The sequence below is a fragment of the Flavobacterium cupreum genome (assembly GCF_003996965.1).
GTDB classification, from domain to species: Bacteria; Bacteroidota; Bacteroidia; order Flavobacteriales; family Flavobacteriaceae; genus Flavobacterium; species Flavobacterium cupreum.
In genome coordinates this window covers 57,268-73,752 of the sequence record NZ_QWDM01000016.1, presented here as the reverse complement: position 1 = coordinate 73,752, position 16,485 = coordinate 57,268, and the positions used below count along the sequence as shown (strand labels likewise).

The window sequence follows — 16,485 nt, the reverse complement described above, 5'->3', positions numbered from 1 at the left end:
CTAAACGCAAGAATGGCAAAAACAACCAAAAAAGAAACTTTAGACAAAAAAAATACGGCAAAGACCGGGACCTCAAGATCCTGGAGACCAAACAAACAACAACGCTTTGTTTTAGGCTGTCTTTTGGTATTATTTTCTATTGCACTATTAGTGGCATTCATTTCCTTTTATGTCAACGGACAAACTGACCAGAGTGCCGTCAGCCAACTGGGCGACCGCACGGAAGTAGTACAAAACTGGCTCGGAAAATTCGGGGCTTTTTTATCAGATCTGATCGTTTACAAAGGTTTTGGACTGGCCGCTTTTATATTTGTGCGGCTATTTTTCCTTACCGGAATGTTTTTGGCATTGGAACTATCCCTGAAAAAACTGAAAAACATTTGGTTCTGGGACCTGTTTGCCATCATTATTGTTTCTGTTTTATTTGGATTCTTTGCGACTTCTGCACCTGAACTGGGCGGAACAATTGGGTATGAACTGAATTTATTTTCACAGGACTATATCGGAAAAACCGGGACTTTATTAGCCTTGCTTTTCGGATTAATCGTGTACCTGATCTTCAAAATAAAATTATCTCCTGAAAAGATCCAGTCTTATTTTGATTCGACCAAAAACGACATCAAGTCTGAATTAAGCACTCTTAAAACACCGGCACAAACGGAAAGCGCTTATAACTTAGAAGAATTTGCTGTTGAAGAACCAGATGAAGAACCGGATAACATCCACTTAAAAACAGAGGATACACAATTCGAAATCAACAAAGAAGCATTAAAACCTACCATTTCAAATTCATCAGAAATTGATTTAAATCCGATTTTAAAACCACTTCAGATGAATATAAACCCGGTCACAACAACGCCGGTACATACCGAAGAATTTGTTGTTGAAAAACCGGAGGAAGAAGATATTATCGAAGAAAACCTGGCATCACGCCTCGTGGCAGATTTCGGTCTCTTTGACCCTACCCTGGATTTATCAAACTATAAATTCCCAACGATTGATTTATTAAAAGAATATTCAACAGGCGGAATTACAATCAATCAGGAAGAACTTGAAGAAAATAAAAACAAAATTGTAGATACCCTGCGCAACTACAAAATTGAAATTGCACAAATCAAAGCAACCGTTGGTCCATCGGTAACTTTATACGAAATCGTACCGGAAGCCGGAATCAGGATTTCAAAAATCAAAAGTTTAGAGGACGATATTGCGTTATCACTTTCTGCATTGGGAATCCGTATTATTGCGCCAATCCCAGGAAAAGGAACTATCGGTATTGAGGTTCCGAACAAAAACCCAACCATGGTTTCGATGAAAAGCGTCATTGGTTCAGCTAAATTTCAGGAAGCCGAAATGGAGTTGCCAATTGCTTTGGGAAAAACCATTTCTAACGAAACTTTTGTTGTCGATTTAGCCAAAATGCCTCACTTACTGATGGCCGGAGCTACAGGACAAGGAAAGTCTGTTGGACTGAACGCAGTACTGACTTCCCTTTTATATAAAAAACACCCTGCAGAAGTAAAATTCGTTTTGGTGGATCCGAAAAAAGTAGAACTTACCCTGTTCAACAAAATAGAAAGACATTATTTAGCGAAACTTCCCGATACCGAAGATGCTATTATTACCGACAATGCCAAAGTAGTCAATACACTGAATTCCCTTTGTGTTGAAATGGATAATCGTTATTCGCTACTAAAAGATGCAATGGTTCGTAATATCAAGGAATACAACGAAAAATTCAAATCCAGAAAATTAAATCCGGAGGCAGGACACCGTTTTTTACCTTACATTGTGTTGGTAGTCGATGAGTTTGCCGATTTGATTATGACTGCCGGAAAAGAAGTCGAAATTCCGATTGCCCGTCTGGCTCAGCTGGCGCGTGCTATTGGTATTCATTTAATTATTGCGACACAAAGACCATCTGTAAACGTTATTACAGGTTTAATCAAAGCCAACTTCCCGGCCAGGATTGCTTTTAGGGTAACTTCAAAAATTGACTCCAGAACGATCCTTGACACCCAGGGAGCCGATCAGTTGATTGGACGCGGGGATTTATTGTACACCAACGGAAATGATGTAGTCCGTGTGCAGTGTGCTTTTATCGATACGCCTGAGGTAGAAAAAATTACCGATTTTATCGGAGGACAGAAAGCATATGCCACCGCTTATTTGCTTCCGGAGTTCGTTGGAGAAGAAACTGGCATCAATCTTGATATGGATATTTCCGAAAGAGATACTTTATTTAGAGAAGCTGCCGAGATTATTGTCAACGCGCAACAAGGTTCAGCTTCATTATTACAAAGAAAATTAAAATTAGGGTACAACAGGGCAGGTCGTCTGATCGATCAGCTGGAGGCAGCCGGAATTGTCGGCCCCTTTGAAGGCAGTAAAGCCCGAAGTGTAAACATCTTAGATTTAAGTGCTCTTGATCAATTTTTTAATAATGAACAAAATTAACCCCATCATGAAAGCAAAAATTCAGGAAATCAACAACAATTCTATCACTAACATGACTAAAAAGTTTTTTCAAATAGCAGTTTTATTGCTTTTGAGCTTTACTTCTATTCAGGCTCAGGATAAAAAAGCCAAGGATTTATTGAATCAGGTAACGGCTAAAATAAAAAGTTACGACAACATTGCAATCGATTTTAAATATTCCCTGAACAATATCAAAGAGAACATTAATCAGGACAGTAAAGGAAATGTAATCATGAAAGGCAATCAGTATGTATTGAATTTCATGGGTGTTACTAAAATATTTGACGGACAAAAAACCTATACTATAGTCCCTGAAGACGAAGAGGTTACCATTTCGAAAGTAAACGAAAAAGATGATGCTGCCATTACGCCTTCAAAAATGCTTACTTTCTTTAATTCCGGCTACAAATACAATATGGATATTGTTCAGAATGTAAAAGGAAGAAAAATTCAGTATATTAAATTAGCTCCTACCAATACGAAAGATCAAAGAAAAGAGATCCTTTTAGGTATTGATGTACAAACAAAACACATCTACAATTTAATTGAAACCGGAAAAAATGGAACAAAAACCACTTTAACCGTTAATTCTTTTAAAACCAACCAGCCTTTATCAAAAAATCAATTTACATTTGTAGCGAGCAAATATCCAAAATACTACATCAATAAATTAGACTAATTACAAGGTTGAAAATTTTAGACAAATACTTACTAAAAACTTTTCTGATTACATTTACTACGGTATTTGTAATCCTTTTTTTTATATTCATTCTTCAGACCGTCTGGCTTTTTATCTCAGAACTTGCAGGTAAAGACCTTGATCTGATACTGGTTGTAAAATTCCTCCTATTCTCGATGCCCCGAATCATCCCTTTGGTTTTACCGCTTTCGGTGTTACTGGCCTCTATTATGACTTTTGGTAATCTTGCCGAAAATTACGAATTCGCCGCTATGAAATCGTCGGGAATATCACTGCAAAGGGCTATGCGGGTTTTAATCATTTTTATATGCGTCCTGAGTATCGTTGCCTTCTGGTTTGCCAATAATGTAATTCCTTACGCCGAATATAAGTTTGTTAATTTCCGAAAAAACATCGCCCAGGCTAAACCTGCCATGGCAATTGCCGAAGGTCAGTTTAACGATGTCGGGACTTATAATATCAAAGTAAATAAAAAGTCCGGTGAAAACGGTAATATCCTGACGGGAGTAACCATTCATGAAAAAGCAAATAGTTTCGGAGAGAACAAAACCGTAATCAAAGCAAAAAACGGAGAATTAATCAGTAATGAAAAGTCAAGTATTTTAAAACTGGTTCTCAATGACGGCTATTACTACCAGGATGTAACGCCAAAAAAATACGAAGACCGCGCTAAATTGCCTTTTATAAAAGGAAAGTTTAAAAAACAGATCATCAATATAGATTTATCCGAGTTAAACAAAACAGATGATGAAAGTCCGGAAAGTGTCGGCAGTACCAATGGTATGCTAAACGTTAACGAATTACGCTATACTTTAGATTCCCTGAATAAAAACCTGAATAATGAAATCATTTCTTTTTCGGAAAATATCAATCAACGGGTAGGAATTAAAACTGCTCCTAAAGTGATAAAGACCGAAAAGAAGAAAAAAGCGATTCCTGACAATATTTTATCTTTATATACCAACAAACAAAAGTCGGATATTATAAAAATGGCCAGCAGTACTATTACCAGTAATATCTACTCTATTGACACCACCCAGAAAGAATTAAAAGACAAACAGAGAGAAATTAATAAGCACCTTACTGCCTTATACGAGAAATTTGTTATTGCTTTTGCCTGTTTCCTGATGTTTTTTATTGGCGCTCCGCTTGGTGCGATTATACGAAAAGGCGGACTTGGTTTACCAATTGTATTTGCCGTATTGATTTTTATTACTTTTCACTTCATCAATACTTTTGGAAAAAGACTATCACAAGAAGGCGGAATGAGTCCTTTTATGGGATCGTGGATGTCTTCGTTTATCTTATTGCCATTGGCGGTATTACTTACGTATCGTGCGACAAACGATAACGGATTGATCAATTTTGATGCAATAACAACCCCAATATCCCAATTATTTCAAAAAATTTCCGAACGGTTCTTTCCTGTTCAAAACAAACAATAATTATGTCAACAACAAAAATACAATTGAATACCATTGAAGAAGCTATAGAAGATATTCGTCAAGGTAAAGTAATCATTGTAGTCGATGATGAAGATCGTGAAAATGAAGGTGATTTTTTGGCTGCAGCCGAAAAAGTAACCCCGGAAATGATCAATTTTATGGCAACACACGGGCGCGGATTAATTTGCACCCCACTTACCGAAAGCCGTTGTAAAGAACTTGATTTACGTGCCATGGTAAGCAATAATACAGACCATATGGAAACTGCTTTTACCGTTTCTGTAGATTTGAAAGGACAAGGCGTTACCACGGGAATCTCTGCTGCCGACAGATCCAAAACAGTTCAGGCTTTAGTTGATGCCAATACAAAACCACATGACTTAGCGCGTCCCGGACATATTTTTCCCCTGGTTGCAAAACAGGGTGGTGTTTTAAGAAGAACCGGACATACGGAAGCTGCAATTGACTTTGCAAGATTAGCCGGTTTTAAATCTGCCGGTGTGATCTGCGAAATCCTGAATGAGGACGGAACAATGGCCCGTTTGCCTCAGTTAATAGAAGTGGCTAAAAAATTCGATTTGAAATTAGTTTCAATTGAAGATTTAGTAGCATACAGAATGCAGCACGACAGCCTGATCGTTAAAAAAGAAGATTTTGATATCGAAACCCGTTTTGGAACTTTCAGACTAAGAGCTTACGAACAAACTACAAACAAACAAGTACATATTGCCTTAACGAAAGGAACCTGGAATCTTGGAGAACCAATCTTAACGAGAATCAATTCTTCGCAGGTAAATAATGATTTATTAGGCACTTTAACCAATAATGCAGAGCAGCAATTAGACGATATGTTTAAAGCGATCAATGAAAACGGAAAAGGAGCTGTTATATTCATCAATCAGGACATGCAGGCCATTAATCTGTTAAACAGAATTGCCGAGCTTAAAACGTTACAGGCTGAAGGGACAATGAAAGCACCAAAAGTAATCATTGACAGCAAAGATTACGGAATTGGAGCTCAGATCCTTCATGATATTGATATTTCTAAAATCAGATTAATATCGAATACGGAGCAGACCAAACGTGTCGGAATGATTGGTTACGGACTTGAAATTATTGAATATGTAAGTTATTAATACATGGGGACATTAGAAGAAAGAATTATAAAATCGGAAACTCATATTTTTAAAGCTGTTTTTCCCAGTACTACAAATCATTACGACACTTTATTTGGAGGCACCGCACTCCATCTGATGGACGAAGTGGCCTTTATTTGCGCTACCCGATTCAGCCGAAAAAAAGTAGTAACCATTTCGACCGGCCAGATTGATTTTAAAAAAGCAATTCCGGCCGGGACTTTAATTGAATTAGTCGCAAAAGTAATCAGCGTTGGAAGAACAAGCTGTAAAATTCACGTTGATATTTTCATGGAACAAATGTATTCCGAGCTTCGTGAAACGGTAGTTTCAGGAACTTTTTCGTTTGCTGCTGTTGATGAAAGCAAGAAACCGGTGCCCATTTTAGATTAAACACTTTATTTAACCTAAAAATGTTTTTAAAATAATTACTGATTATGAAGGACTTAAAAATTAATTTAAAATAATCAGTAAAAAAGCTTAAAAAAAGTTTTTACAATCGAAAAAACACACTATATTTGCACTCGCAATCAGCAAATGATCGCAACATACTGGAGAAATGGCAGAGCGGTCGAATGCGGCAGTCTTGAAAACTGTTGACTGTAACAGGTCCGGGGGTTCGAATCCCTCTTTCTCCGCCAGATGAAGTTTTCAAAAGAAACTTTAAGAGTCAAAAGCCTTTAAATACTAGTATTTAAAGGCTTTTTTGTTTTTTGTTACTTCTCAAAGAACACTTATATTATCAAAGTACGGTGACCCTATGAGTGACCCAATTTTTTTTTCGAAAAAAAAGTCGAAAAAAGGGTCACTAAAAAAAGTAAATTCCCCAGGAATTGCCTAAAAACACTACAAACTTTCAGCGATTTTAAATCAATTTGATTATTAATTTAAAATTGTGAGTTATGTTAAAAGTAATTTTTTATCTCAAAGCAGGTAAATTCAACAAAAGTGGAGAATCTCCAATTTATGCCCGAATTTCATTCAAAAAGCAATCAATAACGATGGCAGCGGGTAAATCAATCTTAAAAGAGAGATGGCAGTTTACCGACAACTTAAGAAGTGTTCTCAAACTTGAAAAGGAAAAAGTAATCAAGAGTGCTTTGGATCTCTTTCTTCTTGGCATGGAAAAGAAGTTTAATGAACTGTATAAAATCGATCAGGATTTTTCTCTGCAGTTACTCAAAGACGAGTTTAAAGGCGAAACGACAGTCGTAAAAGAAGATTGTGTCAGCATAATTGAGATTATGAACAGACACAATGATTTTTTTAAAAAGAAGGTCGATGCTGCAGAACGATCAAAAGCTTCTTACCAGAAATATGAGCGCGCGAAAGATCTACTTATCATATTTATGGAAAAGCGGTATGGAATACAAGATATTTCTCTACAGGAAGTAAACAGTGCCTATGTTTACAATCTTGAGTCCTTTCTTAAATATGACAGTCGTTTTAAAGGTAAAACAGGCATTAAAAATAATTCTGTAGTAAAATATATGCGGATGTATAAGACAGCATGTAAATACAGCATTAGAATGGGCATCATAGACAAAGATCCTTTTAATCTCTATGATGGAAAACTCCATGTCACCGATGCCTTATTCCTTACCCAGGAAGAATTAAACTTAATTGAAAACAAAAAATTTTCAATTCAACGCCTCGAAAAGGTCAAAGATGTCTTTCTCTTTAGTTGTTACACTGGATATGCCCCTGTAGATGCGGCTAATCTTACATCAAATAATATCTCTACGGATGCAATGGACAATCTTTGGATTATGACCAATAGAGCAAAAACAACAATTAGAGCAAATGTCCCTATACTTCCTCCAACCTTGGCCATTATAAATAAATATAAAAATATGCAGATTGGACTGATTCCAAAGTTGTCCAATCAAAAAATGAACGCCTATCTTAAGGAAATTGCTGATTTGTGCGGTATTGAAAAGCACCTCACTTGGTATGTCGCGAGACATACATTTGCAACGACGGTTACTTTAGGAAATGGAGTAAGAATAGAGAATGTTTCTGCAATGATGGGACATACTAACATTAAACAGACACAGCATTACGCTAAGGTATTAGATATAAATATTATGGAGGATATGTCAAAATTAAAACAAAAGTATTCCTGAACAAGGAGCCTAATTTAAATATTAGCAAATCCTTAATTAAAAAGTCAGAAGAATTCGTTATTGAATCCTTCTGACCTACTAAAATCAGCAGGTACTTTTAACACTGTCTTCTTAAAAGAATTTTATTAATCAAAAAAACAAGGCAATAATTAAACTTATTCCCTCTATTAAAATGAATGAGATCTGTAAAATTTATTTTCGTAAAAATGCTTTCTAATCCTATAAATATTCTGCCAGCTTATAATTCCCTGATCATCTGCCTTACCATTGGCATAACCTTCACATTCAACTGACTCATTTAAAATATTTATTACAGGAATTATCATTCCAAATAATTGTCTGAACTTATCTTTTACATCTTCTTTGACATTGAGTACCTCTAAAACATTTTCAAGTTCTGCTTTTGGAAATTTAAAAATACCTATTGGGAATAAGTGAATATTTAGCAAACCTTTACGAGCAATATCTGCTTCTATTCTTTCATCTTCGTCCATTTTTTTCATTTCTTCACCAAATTTATTCATAAGCTCATGGTTTCTTTTTCCTCTTTCAGAAGTCTCCGCCATGAAATCAATAAAACTTTCATGCTGGGTTCCTCTGCTCTTTAGAAGATACAGTTTAGTTCTAAGTTCTTTACTTTCGTAAATATCAATAATTCGTTCTAATTCATTTAATGAAATTTCTGCCTGATTAAAATTATTAATAAAATGAAGAATTTCATACTGCAGCGAAAGTGATACTGCTTGATTTTCAACATGACCAACTTCTGTAAAATATTCCACAGCTCTATTAATCTTTTCAAGTAAAGTTTCAATTTGATCTTTCATTTCTGAAGTCATTTTACTAATCGACTTCTCCTGTGTGTCAAAAAGAATTTTTAAATTGCTCAAAAATTGATATTTAATTTTAACCTCAACTAAGATAGAATTATAATACGAAAAGAAATCTTTTTTATTGAGAGCATCGGTATGAAGCTCTCTAACCTTATCTGTCCAATCTATATGAATTTGGATTATTTCTTTTACGAATTCATTTCTGATTGATTTGTCAAAAGAAATATTTTCCATTGCAAAAACTATACAGCACTGCCTAACAAATTCCATATTGTTATTTACCCCTTCATACAGCAGTTTCTCCCTTTTAGCATTAATTATAATATGTTCATCAGCATTAGGACTTTGTATGATTTCATCTATCGCCTTTGTAAAAATAACAAATGCATCATCACTAGTCTTATCTAAATAATCTTTCTTCGCTTTTTCGAGTTTAACATAAAGTCCAATGTTCTGTTCAGATTCCAATTTAACCATTATTCTCTCGAACTCTACTTCTGAAATCATTCCGAAAAAATATCTTACAGCTGCATAAAAGTACAGTAAATGATTTTTCATATCAGATGATAGGTCCCTTTTTTGTCTTTCAGCATCTCTAAGAAACTTAAGTGCTTCATACATATTACCATCATAGTAATGAGCTAATCCAATTACAAGATTGTATAGAGAAGTTATAGCTACATTTCCTGATGCTTTTTTATGATAAGCAATAACACTCTTCCATTTCGCATTGTTTACTAAATTTAAACCAACCAATTCAATAGCATTTCTAATATCGGCGTCATCCGTAATATTTAAATTCGAATCAAATGAAATTTTATCTTCTGAGTACGCAGAAATTGGGCGCAATGTAATTTTTTCATTAATGAGCCTTTGAAATTTCCCTTTTTTGTAAACCTCTTGGTAAATCTGGTTTATAGCTTCTTGATCCAACAGCTTTTCAAAACGAAGAGAATAACTCTGCTGAGTTTTGAAAGGATTCTCTTTACTTTGAATATCTACTAAAAAATTATTAACATTTTCATAATAAAAAGTCTTAGACGGGATGTGATAGAAAACATAGTAGGCAGGCATGCCTGTATTTAATAGGTAATTAACATTTGATAATTCTATCTGTTTACTAAAACTGCCGTCAGTATTTTTTATGATATTCTCGGTAGCCTTAAGCTGTATTGCAAATCGAAAATTTGTATGCACTGATTTACCATCAGATCGTTGTAACTTTAGTTCTATATGAAAATCAATTCCTTTGTCTTTCTCAATTTCCGCCCTAATCTCAAACTTCTTTATATCAAAAAGAGGTTTAAAAGCATTATTAGAAATTGTCTCTAGTTCTTCATTCGAATTAGCGAAAGGAAGTTGCATTTCATTAAAAAAATCGTCCATATTAGTTTTACTTTTTAAAATAAGTTTTATACATGGCTACAAAGCCTGCAATCAATTAAATTTAACAGTTTGCTGATATTTATTCTATTAAACCTTTTGAAGATATGAAATCATCTCGAATTATATAAGCGGTTGAAGAAGCACTCTCATCAATCAATTTATCCAATAGCGAAATAAAAGCATTTCTTAGAGTAGCAGATAATGTTACTTCTTTTCTTCTGATACCGTCATAATACGTTTTTATAACGATTTTTTCAATATAAAAGTTCCAATCTTCATTGTCCGGCCATTCATTTTTAATTCGCTCCGCTAGCCAGATGATACCATCAGGCATTAATTCCTTATAGCCAATTCCCGCAATTAATCTGCCAGATGAATTTAGGTCACCGCCTTCTAAAATGACAGTTTCAAAAAAATCTTTTTTGCTCTCTAAAGGCGCCCATTCTTTTTGTGATAGCGAAAGTATCCGATGATCAAGAAGTAACGTTTTATCAAAAATGAAAGTCTTAGTTGTTAAAATTTTATGGCTTAAATAATTCCATAAAATCCAAAAATTATAGCTTTTAGATTCATCGTTGGTAAGTTGATTTATAAGTTCTTCCAGACATTTTTCAACAAAATCATATTTTTTGTTTCCATATGTACGTCTTGATCCCTCTCTATAGGCCCAGTCAATTAACATTTTAAAGTGTTCAATTGCAATATTTTCAGGTTGATTAAGTAAAAATTGGGCAAATTTTTGATGAAAGAGTTGCTGCAAAGAATAATGCAGTCGATCATCAAATGACTCGGAATCTCTTGTAAGATTTTCAAAAATGAAATTCAATACTTCTTTATGATAATCATGCAGGATTTTTAGATTTGTGTCAGGTGGCACAAGTTTTAAAGCTTCAAATAGCCAGTCACTTCCATTTTTTTCGTAATCAGGAAATTCGATTTGTAAAGGAGCTTCTCCGGCAGCAACTTTATCCATTATTTTATTAATTGCACTATTATATTCAAGTAGTATTTTGTCATAATTCTTATCGTTGGAGTAATGACCTGGTCCTGTATAACTGGAATTAATCATCAGCTTTATTTTGTAATAAATTTCTCTTAAAAATAAAAAAAGAGATTTTTTAGAAGAGGTTTCATCCCTTCTAAAATATTGAAGATTCCTTTTCAGAAATGAGATTTTTGAATATTCAATAATCGAACTAATACAGAGTAAAACGAAGTCAGGATCAGATTGCCAAAGATTATGCCTTATTGATTCTATCAGTGAACGGTATTCTGATTTATCAGTAAGATTTATTAAAGCGAATACAATATATTGTCGCAGTTCTTTTTTTTCCGAATTCTCAGCGTTAGACAATATTAGAGGGATAACTGAAAAAGCTGCTTCTGTTTCAAAAACTGTATATTTAGAATCTTGATAATCTAACTGTTGTCTATTTTCAAAAAGCTCATACTTAAAAAGTTCAATAACTTTAGCTGTAGACCATTCTTTTTCTGCAGCTGTCATGCAAGAATAAAAATCTCTGATGCCAATTGCAGCAAGTAATGCTGGTTGTTTGTATCTGGACGCAATATTTTCATTATTTTCAGCAGCTTGTGAAATCATGTAAAATTCAGACCACTTCCCGTAATTATCATCTTCAACCGTTTCATTCCTTAATTTATTCATGGACCATAATGCAGCATGCGATACAGGATGCGAAATTGCCTGTGTCTCCTTATTCTGCTCAACAACTTGTTTTAGGTCTTCTTCTAATTCTGTTTGCATTAAAATGCCATTCTCAACTTCTCCAACAATTTTATACTTTCTTTTATCTATTCTGGTAAGCGCAAAACGCCACGCTTGATCTCTAGGATTCTCAGAATTAAACTTATCAATTATCTGAAAGATATCAGCTTCATACTGTCCTAAACTGAGATTCATTACTAAATCCTCAATACTTTTGCTTCTATGCTTCAGGTTTTGAAAATTCTGTAACTGCAGATGACGTAGTCGGCTGTGCTTTTTGTAACTAATTGGACTAAAAGCTTGTGCTTCATTTATGCATCTGTTAAAATCCAATTTATATATTTCTTTGATTTTTAATAAAGGAAAAATTTTATTGCCAACAAGTGCCATGTGTTCATTTGCAACACTTATTAGTATGGCATCTGCCATAACATTATTGCTTTCTCTGATTAGAATATCAAAACTATAATCCCAAACTAACTGTAAAAACTTAGCGTATTCTCCTTCCGGGTTCTCTTTGATATCTTTGCCGATGTAAAGCAAATAACATTCTAGAGCCATTAGACTAGCTTGTAAAAGGTCAGGAACACTTACATATGTGCCTCTGAACATCATCCATAATGTCGGGCTTGCATGTTGCTTAATCTTAATGCCGTCAGGCATAATAATGGTTATTTCTGACCGTACATCGGCAGGGAACAAAAATTGATTTTTTTTTCCAAAATCAGAATTAACATAGGCGCTTGCAGCATGATTAAACAACTTTATTAGAAAATTTAAGGTTTTAAAGGGCGAAACCAATAAAAGATTCAATAGCGGTGTTTCATAAGGACTTGCTGGTGAATAATCCCTTGAGGTGCTTTCCTGTATCCCGAAATCATTTTCACTGTGAATCCCTGATCGAAAATGCGCTCCAAAAAGTGACTTTTTTGACATTTCGGCAATTTCCTCAGGAGTTGGAGGATAATAAAACCATCTTTTTTCTGCAATTTCTAAAACTAGATCCGGATAATTTTTACAAATTTCCTTACTCTCATATCCATCCAGAACATAAGATATTATTTTATCGTATAAATTGCCAATGGCATAATCAGGTGCACTTTTTTTATTTCGAAATGCATTTTCTATGATTGCTTTCAAATCCTCTTTGACAACGTCAGCAAGACTGAAGAGCAATAAAATACCATTATTTAAATCATCGGTTTTTGACCTTTTCAGATCGGGTGTAACCGTTGAAGTAAATAAATTATAGTACCATACTAAAATTTTCCCCACATACACTGCTTCGGCTGGAAACGGATGTTCTTTTTTAAAACCCTTTTCCCATTGCAACAGCGTAAGTAATATTAATCTCATTTCAGTCTGCAGAACATTCAAATTTAAAAAGATGAATTCAATGAGATTATGCCAGCCTTCTCCAAACGGAATAAGGTTGATATTATGATATAATTCAATTCTTTTTTCCTGCTCTACATCACTGAGAAGTGTAAAATCAGGTTTTTGGCATGCAACCTGCACTAAAAAGTTTATTCTTTTGAAATACTCAAAATTATTTAAAAATAAAAAGTCTTTATTCTCTTTTAAAAAATCCCCGCTGTAGGGAGACTGCATAATTGCAATGAGTATTTCATCTTTCCAGTATTTTTGTATTTTTTGCTCTTTTAGTGTCGCTTTTAAAAAGTGATTGATCTGTTCATTAATAGTTTGTATTTTTTCTGATATCCAAATTCTAAAGGCTCTTCTGATGGCTGGAGTACATCCAAGATCTTTATAAAAATTATTATAATTTCCTTGATCAGTTATATGTTTTCCGAAATTAGAATCAATATGTCGCGTTAATGCCCAGTCTTCGTAAATGTCGTGTGCGGGAGCAAAACTATTTTTATGAACAGGTTCAGGATCAATGATGTTGTCGGCAATTAGAGAATATAATATTTTCTGTGGAGCATCATCAACAGTAGCATACGCACTCATGGCAGCAGTTCTTTGCAAAGCAATTTTCATAAAAATGTCTCCACGTAATTTTCTCAAATCTGCGTCAGTTATTTTGTCAAGGCCTTCAATGACATATTCCCACATAATTTGTTTGAACTTTGCTTCAGAATCAACATCAATATTTATTGACTTTTCCGGTAATGTAACCGCCTTATCAAGATTGAACGGTATTTGAAGAACTTTTGAAAGAGAAATATTTTCCAGCAAAGATACTAAGGCAGGATAGGAATCGGCTACAGTGTTAAGCTCAGTCTTATCAAGTAATGGTACTTCAAAGTTGGGAAAGGGAGGAAAGTGTCTTAAGAAACGTATTTTCAACTGTTCAACGGCATAGCTCCTACAGGTAAGTATTAAAGTTATGTCATCTCTCATAGATAGTAATTCAAAGAAATCCAGTATAGTATCAGCATTACTGGTTTCCAGCACTTTCTCTATACTGTCTATTAAAAGTATTTTCCTTTTACCGTATGTAGGCGAATTAAGTACATCGGCAAATTTGGTTTTAAAACTAAACGGAGGTTCGGAAAATAGCTGCTCAATATTTTCTCTGTCTAATTGCTCACCCTGCAAAGCCAGCACTTCGTATTTACCCTTCAGATTCTCAAAAACATTCTTGATCAGAGCAGATTTACCAGCCCCCGGTTTTCCTGTAAAAATAGCCAGTCTGTTATTTTGTATGACTTCCGCTGCTTCTGCTGATATTTTGGTGCGCGGAAGCTTAACATTTCCAACACTGCTTCTTACCCTTGAGAGCACCCGCATGGAATTCTCATTAAGCTTTTCAATCGCATCAAGAATAGCCTCATCGGTTTCTATTTCCAGCAGTGACAGTGTTTTTAGTGATTTGGAAAGGAGAAGTTCATTAATCAGATTAAGATTGATTGCTAGAATTCGTTTGTTTTTTTTTTCATAGCCCAGAAATAATCCGCAGCAGAACAAAGTGTTTTTTACTTTTATAAATATTGGACTTCCTGAATAGCCTTCAACAAGATTCTCATCATTATATTCACCAGTTAACGGATCAGATACTTCAATCTGTATTTGGTTGTTATAATCCTTATCATTAAGTGTTTTTAATTGATAAAGCGTTCTTTTTAATTCGTTTTGAACTACTTTAGGATATCCTGTTATCTCAAGATGATGATCTTTTTCCGGAACTATGCACAGAGATGGACATATGCTATAATCAAGAATTACAGGCAGTGATGATTTTTTGATCCCTAAAACCCCGATGTCTTCGTGTTCATTATTTTTCCCAAATAGTATAATGTCGTCGGTTTGTAAATTATATTTTGACCATTTATTTTCGATAAGAAATTCGATCGAAAGTTCCTGAGAAGTCCATGGAACTTCATCTGCACTAACTAGAGAATGTCTTGCGGCAAGAACATATAACAGTTCTGAATCCTGACCTGGAGAATAAACGAATCCGCCACTGTATCCTGCAGGATTTTCAATACGTACTATAAAATCTTTTACTGTTGTCATCCTATTGTGAAATGAAGGTGTTTTTGTCCTTTTTCAGGGAACTTTAAATTGATTTGTGAATCTTTATCCACTTTGAAAATATTTCGGGTAAGCTCGTTTTCCTGGGTTATATGAAAGTTTATGGTTTTGCCCGGGTTGGCATGGAGCACTTTTACTAAAGATTCCTTATTTGGTAAATTTGACCGGTTGAATCCATCTGCCGAAATGATATAATCATTACAATCTATCATTTCCAGCAAAGTATTACTGATATTATATCTGCTCCCATGATGTGGAATCTGCATATATTTGACGCTTAGCTTCTTTCCTTTAGATACTTTACTAATGGAGGAGGCAAGAATATCTGAATGGCTGTCAGCGGAGAACAATATAGATTCACCTTTAAACTGCAATATAAAGCTGATACTTGATCCATTTTCTACAGAAGTATCTTTAACTTCTTTGTTAGCATCGAAATCCTCAATTTTTATATTGTAGTCGTTTCTTCTATTGATTTTCAAAGATGATATTTCTGAATCTCTTATTTTAATTTCTTCATTTTTCCATACTTTCAAAATTGCATTATATTTTTTTTTGTCGGGTGACAAAATTGTAGCTTTTGCTCCCCATAAATCAATAATGTCATCGTTTGTGACATTTTCTCTTACAGTGGAGTTTTCAATAAGATAATTTCTCAGTGTGATGCCCTGCTGGACGTTTTTTAGATTATTTGTACGCATACCGCTGTCATAATCCCAATTGGAATAATTGAACCAGAACGTTGTTTGCGATAAATCAGTTGCCTCTAGTAATTCAGCATCTTTTAAAAGGCGGAGAATACCGCCTATATGATCGTCATCGATATGGGTAATTATCCAAAGGTCTATTATCTCCTTTTTAATGTTGATTATTTCATCTATTCTTTTCCTTAAGCCGCGTTGGTATAAATCTCCCTTTTCGCTGCCTCCGTCAATTAGAATATTGTGTGTTTTATAATCATTACCGATAAAATTAATATGTATTGCATCTGCACAACCTGCATCTAGAAAATCTATGTTCATCAAAATTTATGAAAGTTTTGTAGGATTCCTTATAAAATTACAATTATTTACTGCATACGCAACTTATTCAGTTTGCAAACTAAATATTATATTTACTTAAACAATATCGACCCTATAACATTAGTAGCGGTT

9 protein-coding genes and 1 tRNA gene are annotated in these 16,485 nt (G+C 34.4%); 7 read left to right on the top strand and 3 right to left on the bottom strand.

Annotated features, from left to right (window positions below; genetic code table 11):
* Nucleotides 1–12: 12 nt before the first annotated feature.
* From D0817_RS20365 to D0817_RS20335, 7 genes are all read left to right on the top strand, one after another.
* Complete coding sequence (locus tag D0817_RS20365; protein ID WP_127340200.1) at nucleotides 13–2,457, top strand: DNA translocase FtsK; 2,445 nt, start codon at nucleotides 13–15, stop codon at nucleotides 2,455–2,457.
* A gap of 52 nt (nucleotides 2,458–2,509) precedes the next feature.
* Nucleotides 2,510–3,157, top strand: a complete 648-nt coding sequence (gene lolA1 / locus D0817_RS20360; protein ID WP_497756097.1) for an outer membrane lipoprotein periplasmic chaperone LolA1 — start codon at nucleotides 2,510–2,512, stop codon at nucleotides 3,155–3,157.
* 8 nt (nucleotides 3,158–3,165) lie between these two features.
* Nucleotides 3,166–4,623 (top strand): LptF/LptG family permease, encoded by a 1,458-nt coding sequence (locus D0817_RS20355; RefSeq protein WP_127340198.1) that lies wholly within the window; start codon nucleotides 3,166–3,168, stop codon nucleotides 4,621–4,623.
* 2 nt (nucleotides 4,624–4,625) lie between these two features.
* The gene (gene ribB, locus D0817_RS20350; RefSeq protein ID WP_167470960.1) at nucleotides 4,626–5,759 is read left to right on the top strand and encodes a 3,4-dihydroxy-2-butanone-4-phosphate synthase; all 1,134 of its coding nucleotides are present in this window, start codon (nucleotides 4,626–4,628) and stop codon (nucleotides 5,757–5,759) included.
* A gap of 3 nt (nucleotides 5,760–5,762) precedes the next feature.
* Nucleotides 5,763–6,152, top strand: coding sequence for an acyl-CoA thioesterase (locus D0817_RS20345; RefSeq protein WP_127340196.1), 390 nt, complete (start codon nucleotides 5,763–5,765; stop codon nucleotides 6,150–6,152).
* Between the two features lie 160 nt (nucleotides 6,153–6,312).
* Nucleotides 6,313–6,400 (top strand) — tRNA-Ser (locus D0817_RS20340).
* 261 nt (nucleotides 6,401–6,661) lie between these two features.
* On the top strand, nucleotides 6,662–7,885 hold the full coding sequence (locus D0817_RS20335; RefSeq protein ID WP_127340195.1) for a site-specific integrase: 1,224 nt from the start codon (nucleotides 6,662–6,664) through the stop codon (nucleotides 7,883–7,885).
* Between the two features lie 167 nt (nucleotides 7,886–8,052).
* On the opposite strand, the gene D0817_RS20330 is transcribed toward D0817_RS20335, so the two are convergent.
* The 3 genes from D0817_RS20330 to D0817_RS20320 all read right to left on the bottom strand — a co-directional run bounded on the left by D0817_RS20330 (nucleotide 8,053) and on the right by D0817_RS20320 (nucleotide 16,353).
* On the bottom strand, nucleotides 8,053–10,104 hold the full coding sequence (locus tag D0817_RS20330) for a DUF4365 domain-containing protein (RefSeq protein WP_127340194.1): 2,052 nt from the start codon (nucleotides 10,102–10,104) through the stop codon (nucleotides 8,053–8,055).
* A gap of 79 nt (nucleotides 10,105–10,183) precedes the next feature.
* Entirely contained in the window at nucleotides 10,184–15,313 is a 5,130-nt protein-coding gene (locus D0817_RS20325) for an ATP-binding protein (protein ID WP_127340193.1), read from the bottom strand.
* Complete coding sequence (locus D0817_RS20320) at nucleotides 15,310–16,353, bottom strand: ComEC/Rec2 family competence protein (protein WP_127340255.1); 1,044 nt, start codon at nucleotides 16,351–16,353, stop codon at nucleotides 15,310–15,312. Before D0817_RS20320 ends, D0817_RS20325 begins: the two co-directional genes overlap by 4 nt.
* Between the last annotated feature and the right edge of the window lie 132 nt (nucleotides 16,354–16,485).

Excerpts from the sequence above, each read along its gene's own strand:
- D0817_RS20365 (WP_127340200.1), top strand. The coding sequence starts at position 13 with ATGGCAAAAACAACCAAAAAAGAAACTTTAGACAAAAAAAATACGGCA.
- lolA1 (WP_497756097.1), top strand. The coding sequence starts at position 2,510 with ATGACTAAAAAGTTTTTTCAAATAGCAGTTTTATTGCTTTTGAGCTTT.
- ribB (WP_167470960.1), top strand. The coding sequence starts at position 4,626 with ATGTCAACAACAAAAATACAATTGAATACCATTGAAGAAGCTATAGAA.
- D0817_RS20345 (WP_127340196.1), top strand. The coding sequence starts at position 5,763 with ATGGGGACATTAGAAGAAAGAATTATAAAATCGGAAACTCATATTTTT.
- D0817_RS20335 (WP_127340195.1), top strand. The coding sequence starts at position 6,662 with ATGTTAAAAGTAATTTTTTATCTCAAAGCAGGTAAATTCAACAAAAGT.
- D0817_RS20330 (WP_127340194.1), bottom strand. The coding sequence starts at position 10,104 with ATGGACGATTTTTTTAATGAAATGCAACTTCCTTTCGCTAATTCGAAT.
- D0817_RS20325 (WP_127340193.1), bottom strand. The coding sequence starts at position 15,313 with ATGACAACAGTAAAAGATTTTATAGTACGTATTGAAAATCCTGCAGGA.
- D0817_RS20320 (WP_127340255.1), bottom strand. The coding sequence starts at position 16,353 with ATGAACATAGATTTTCTAGATGCAGGTTGTGCAGATGCAATACATATT.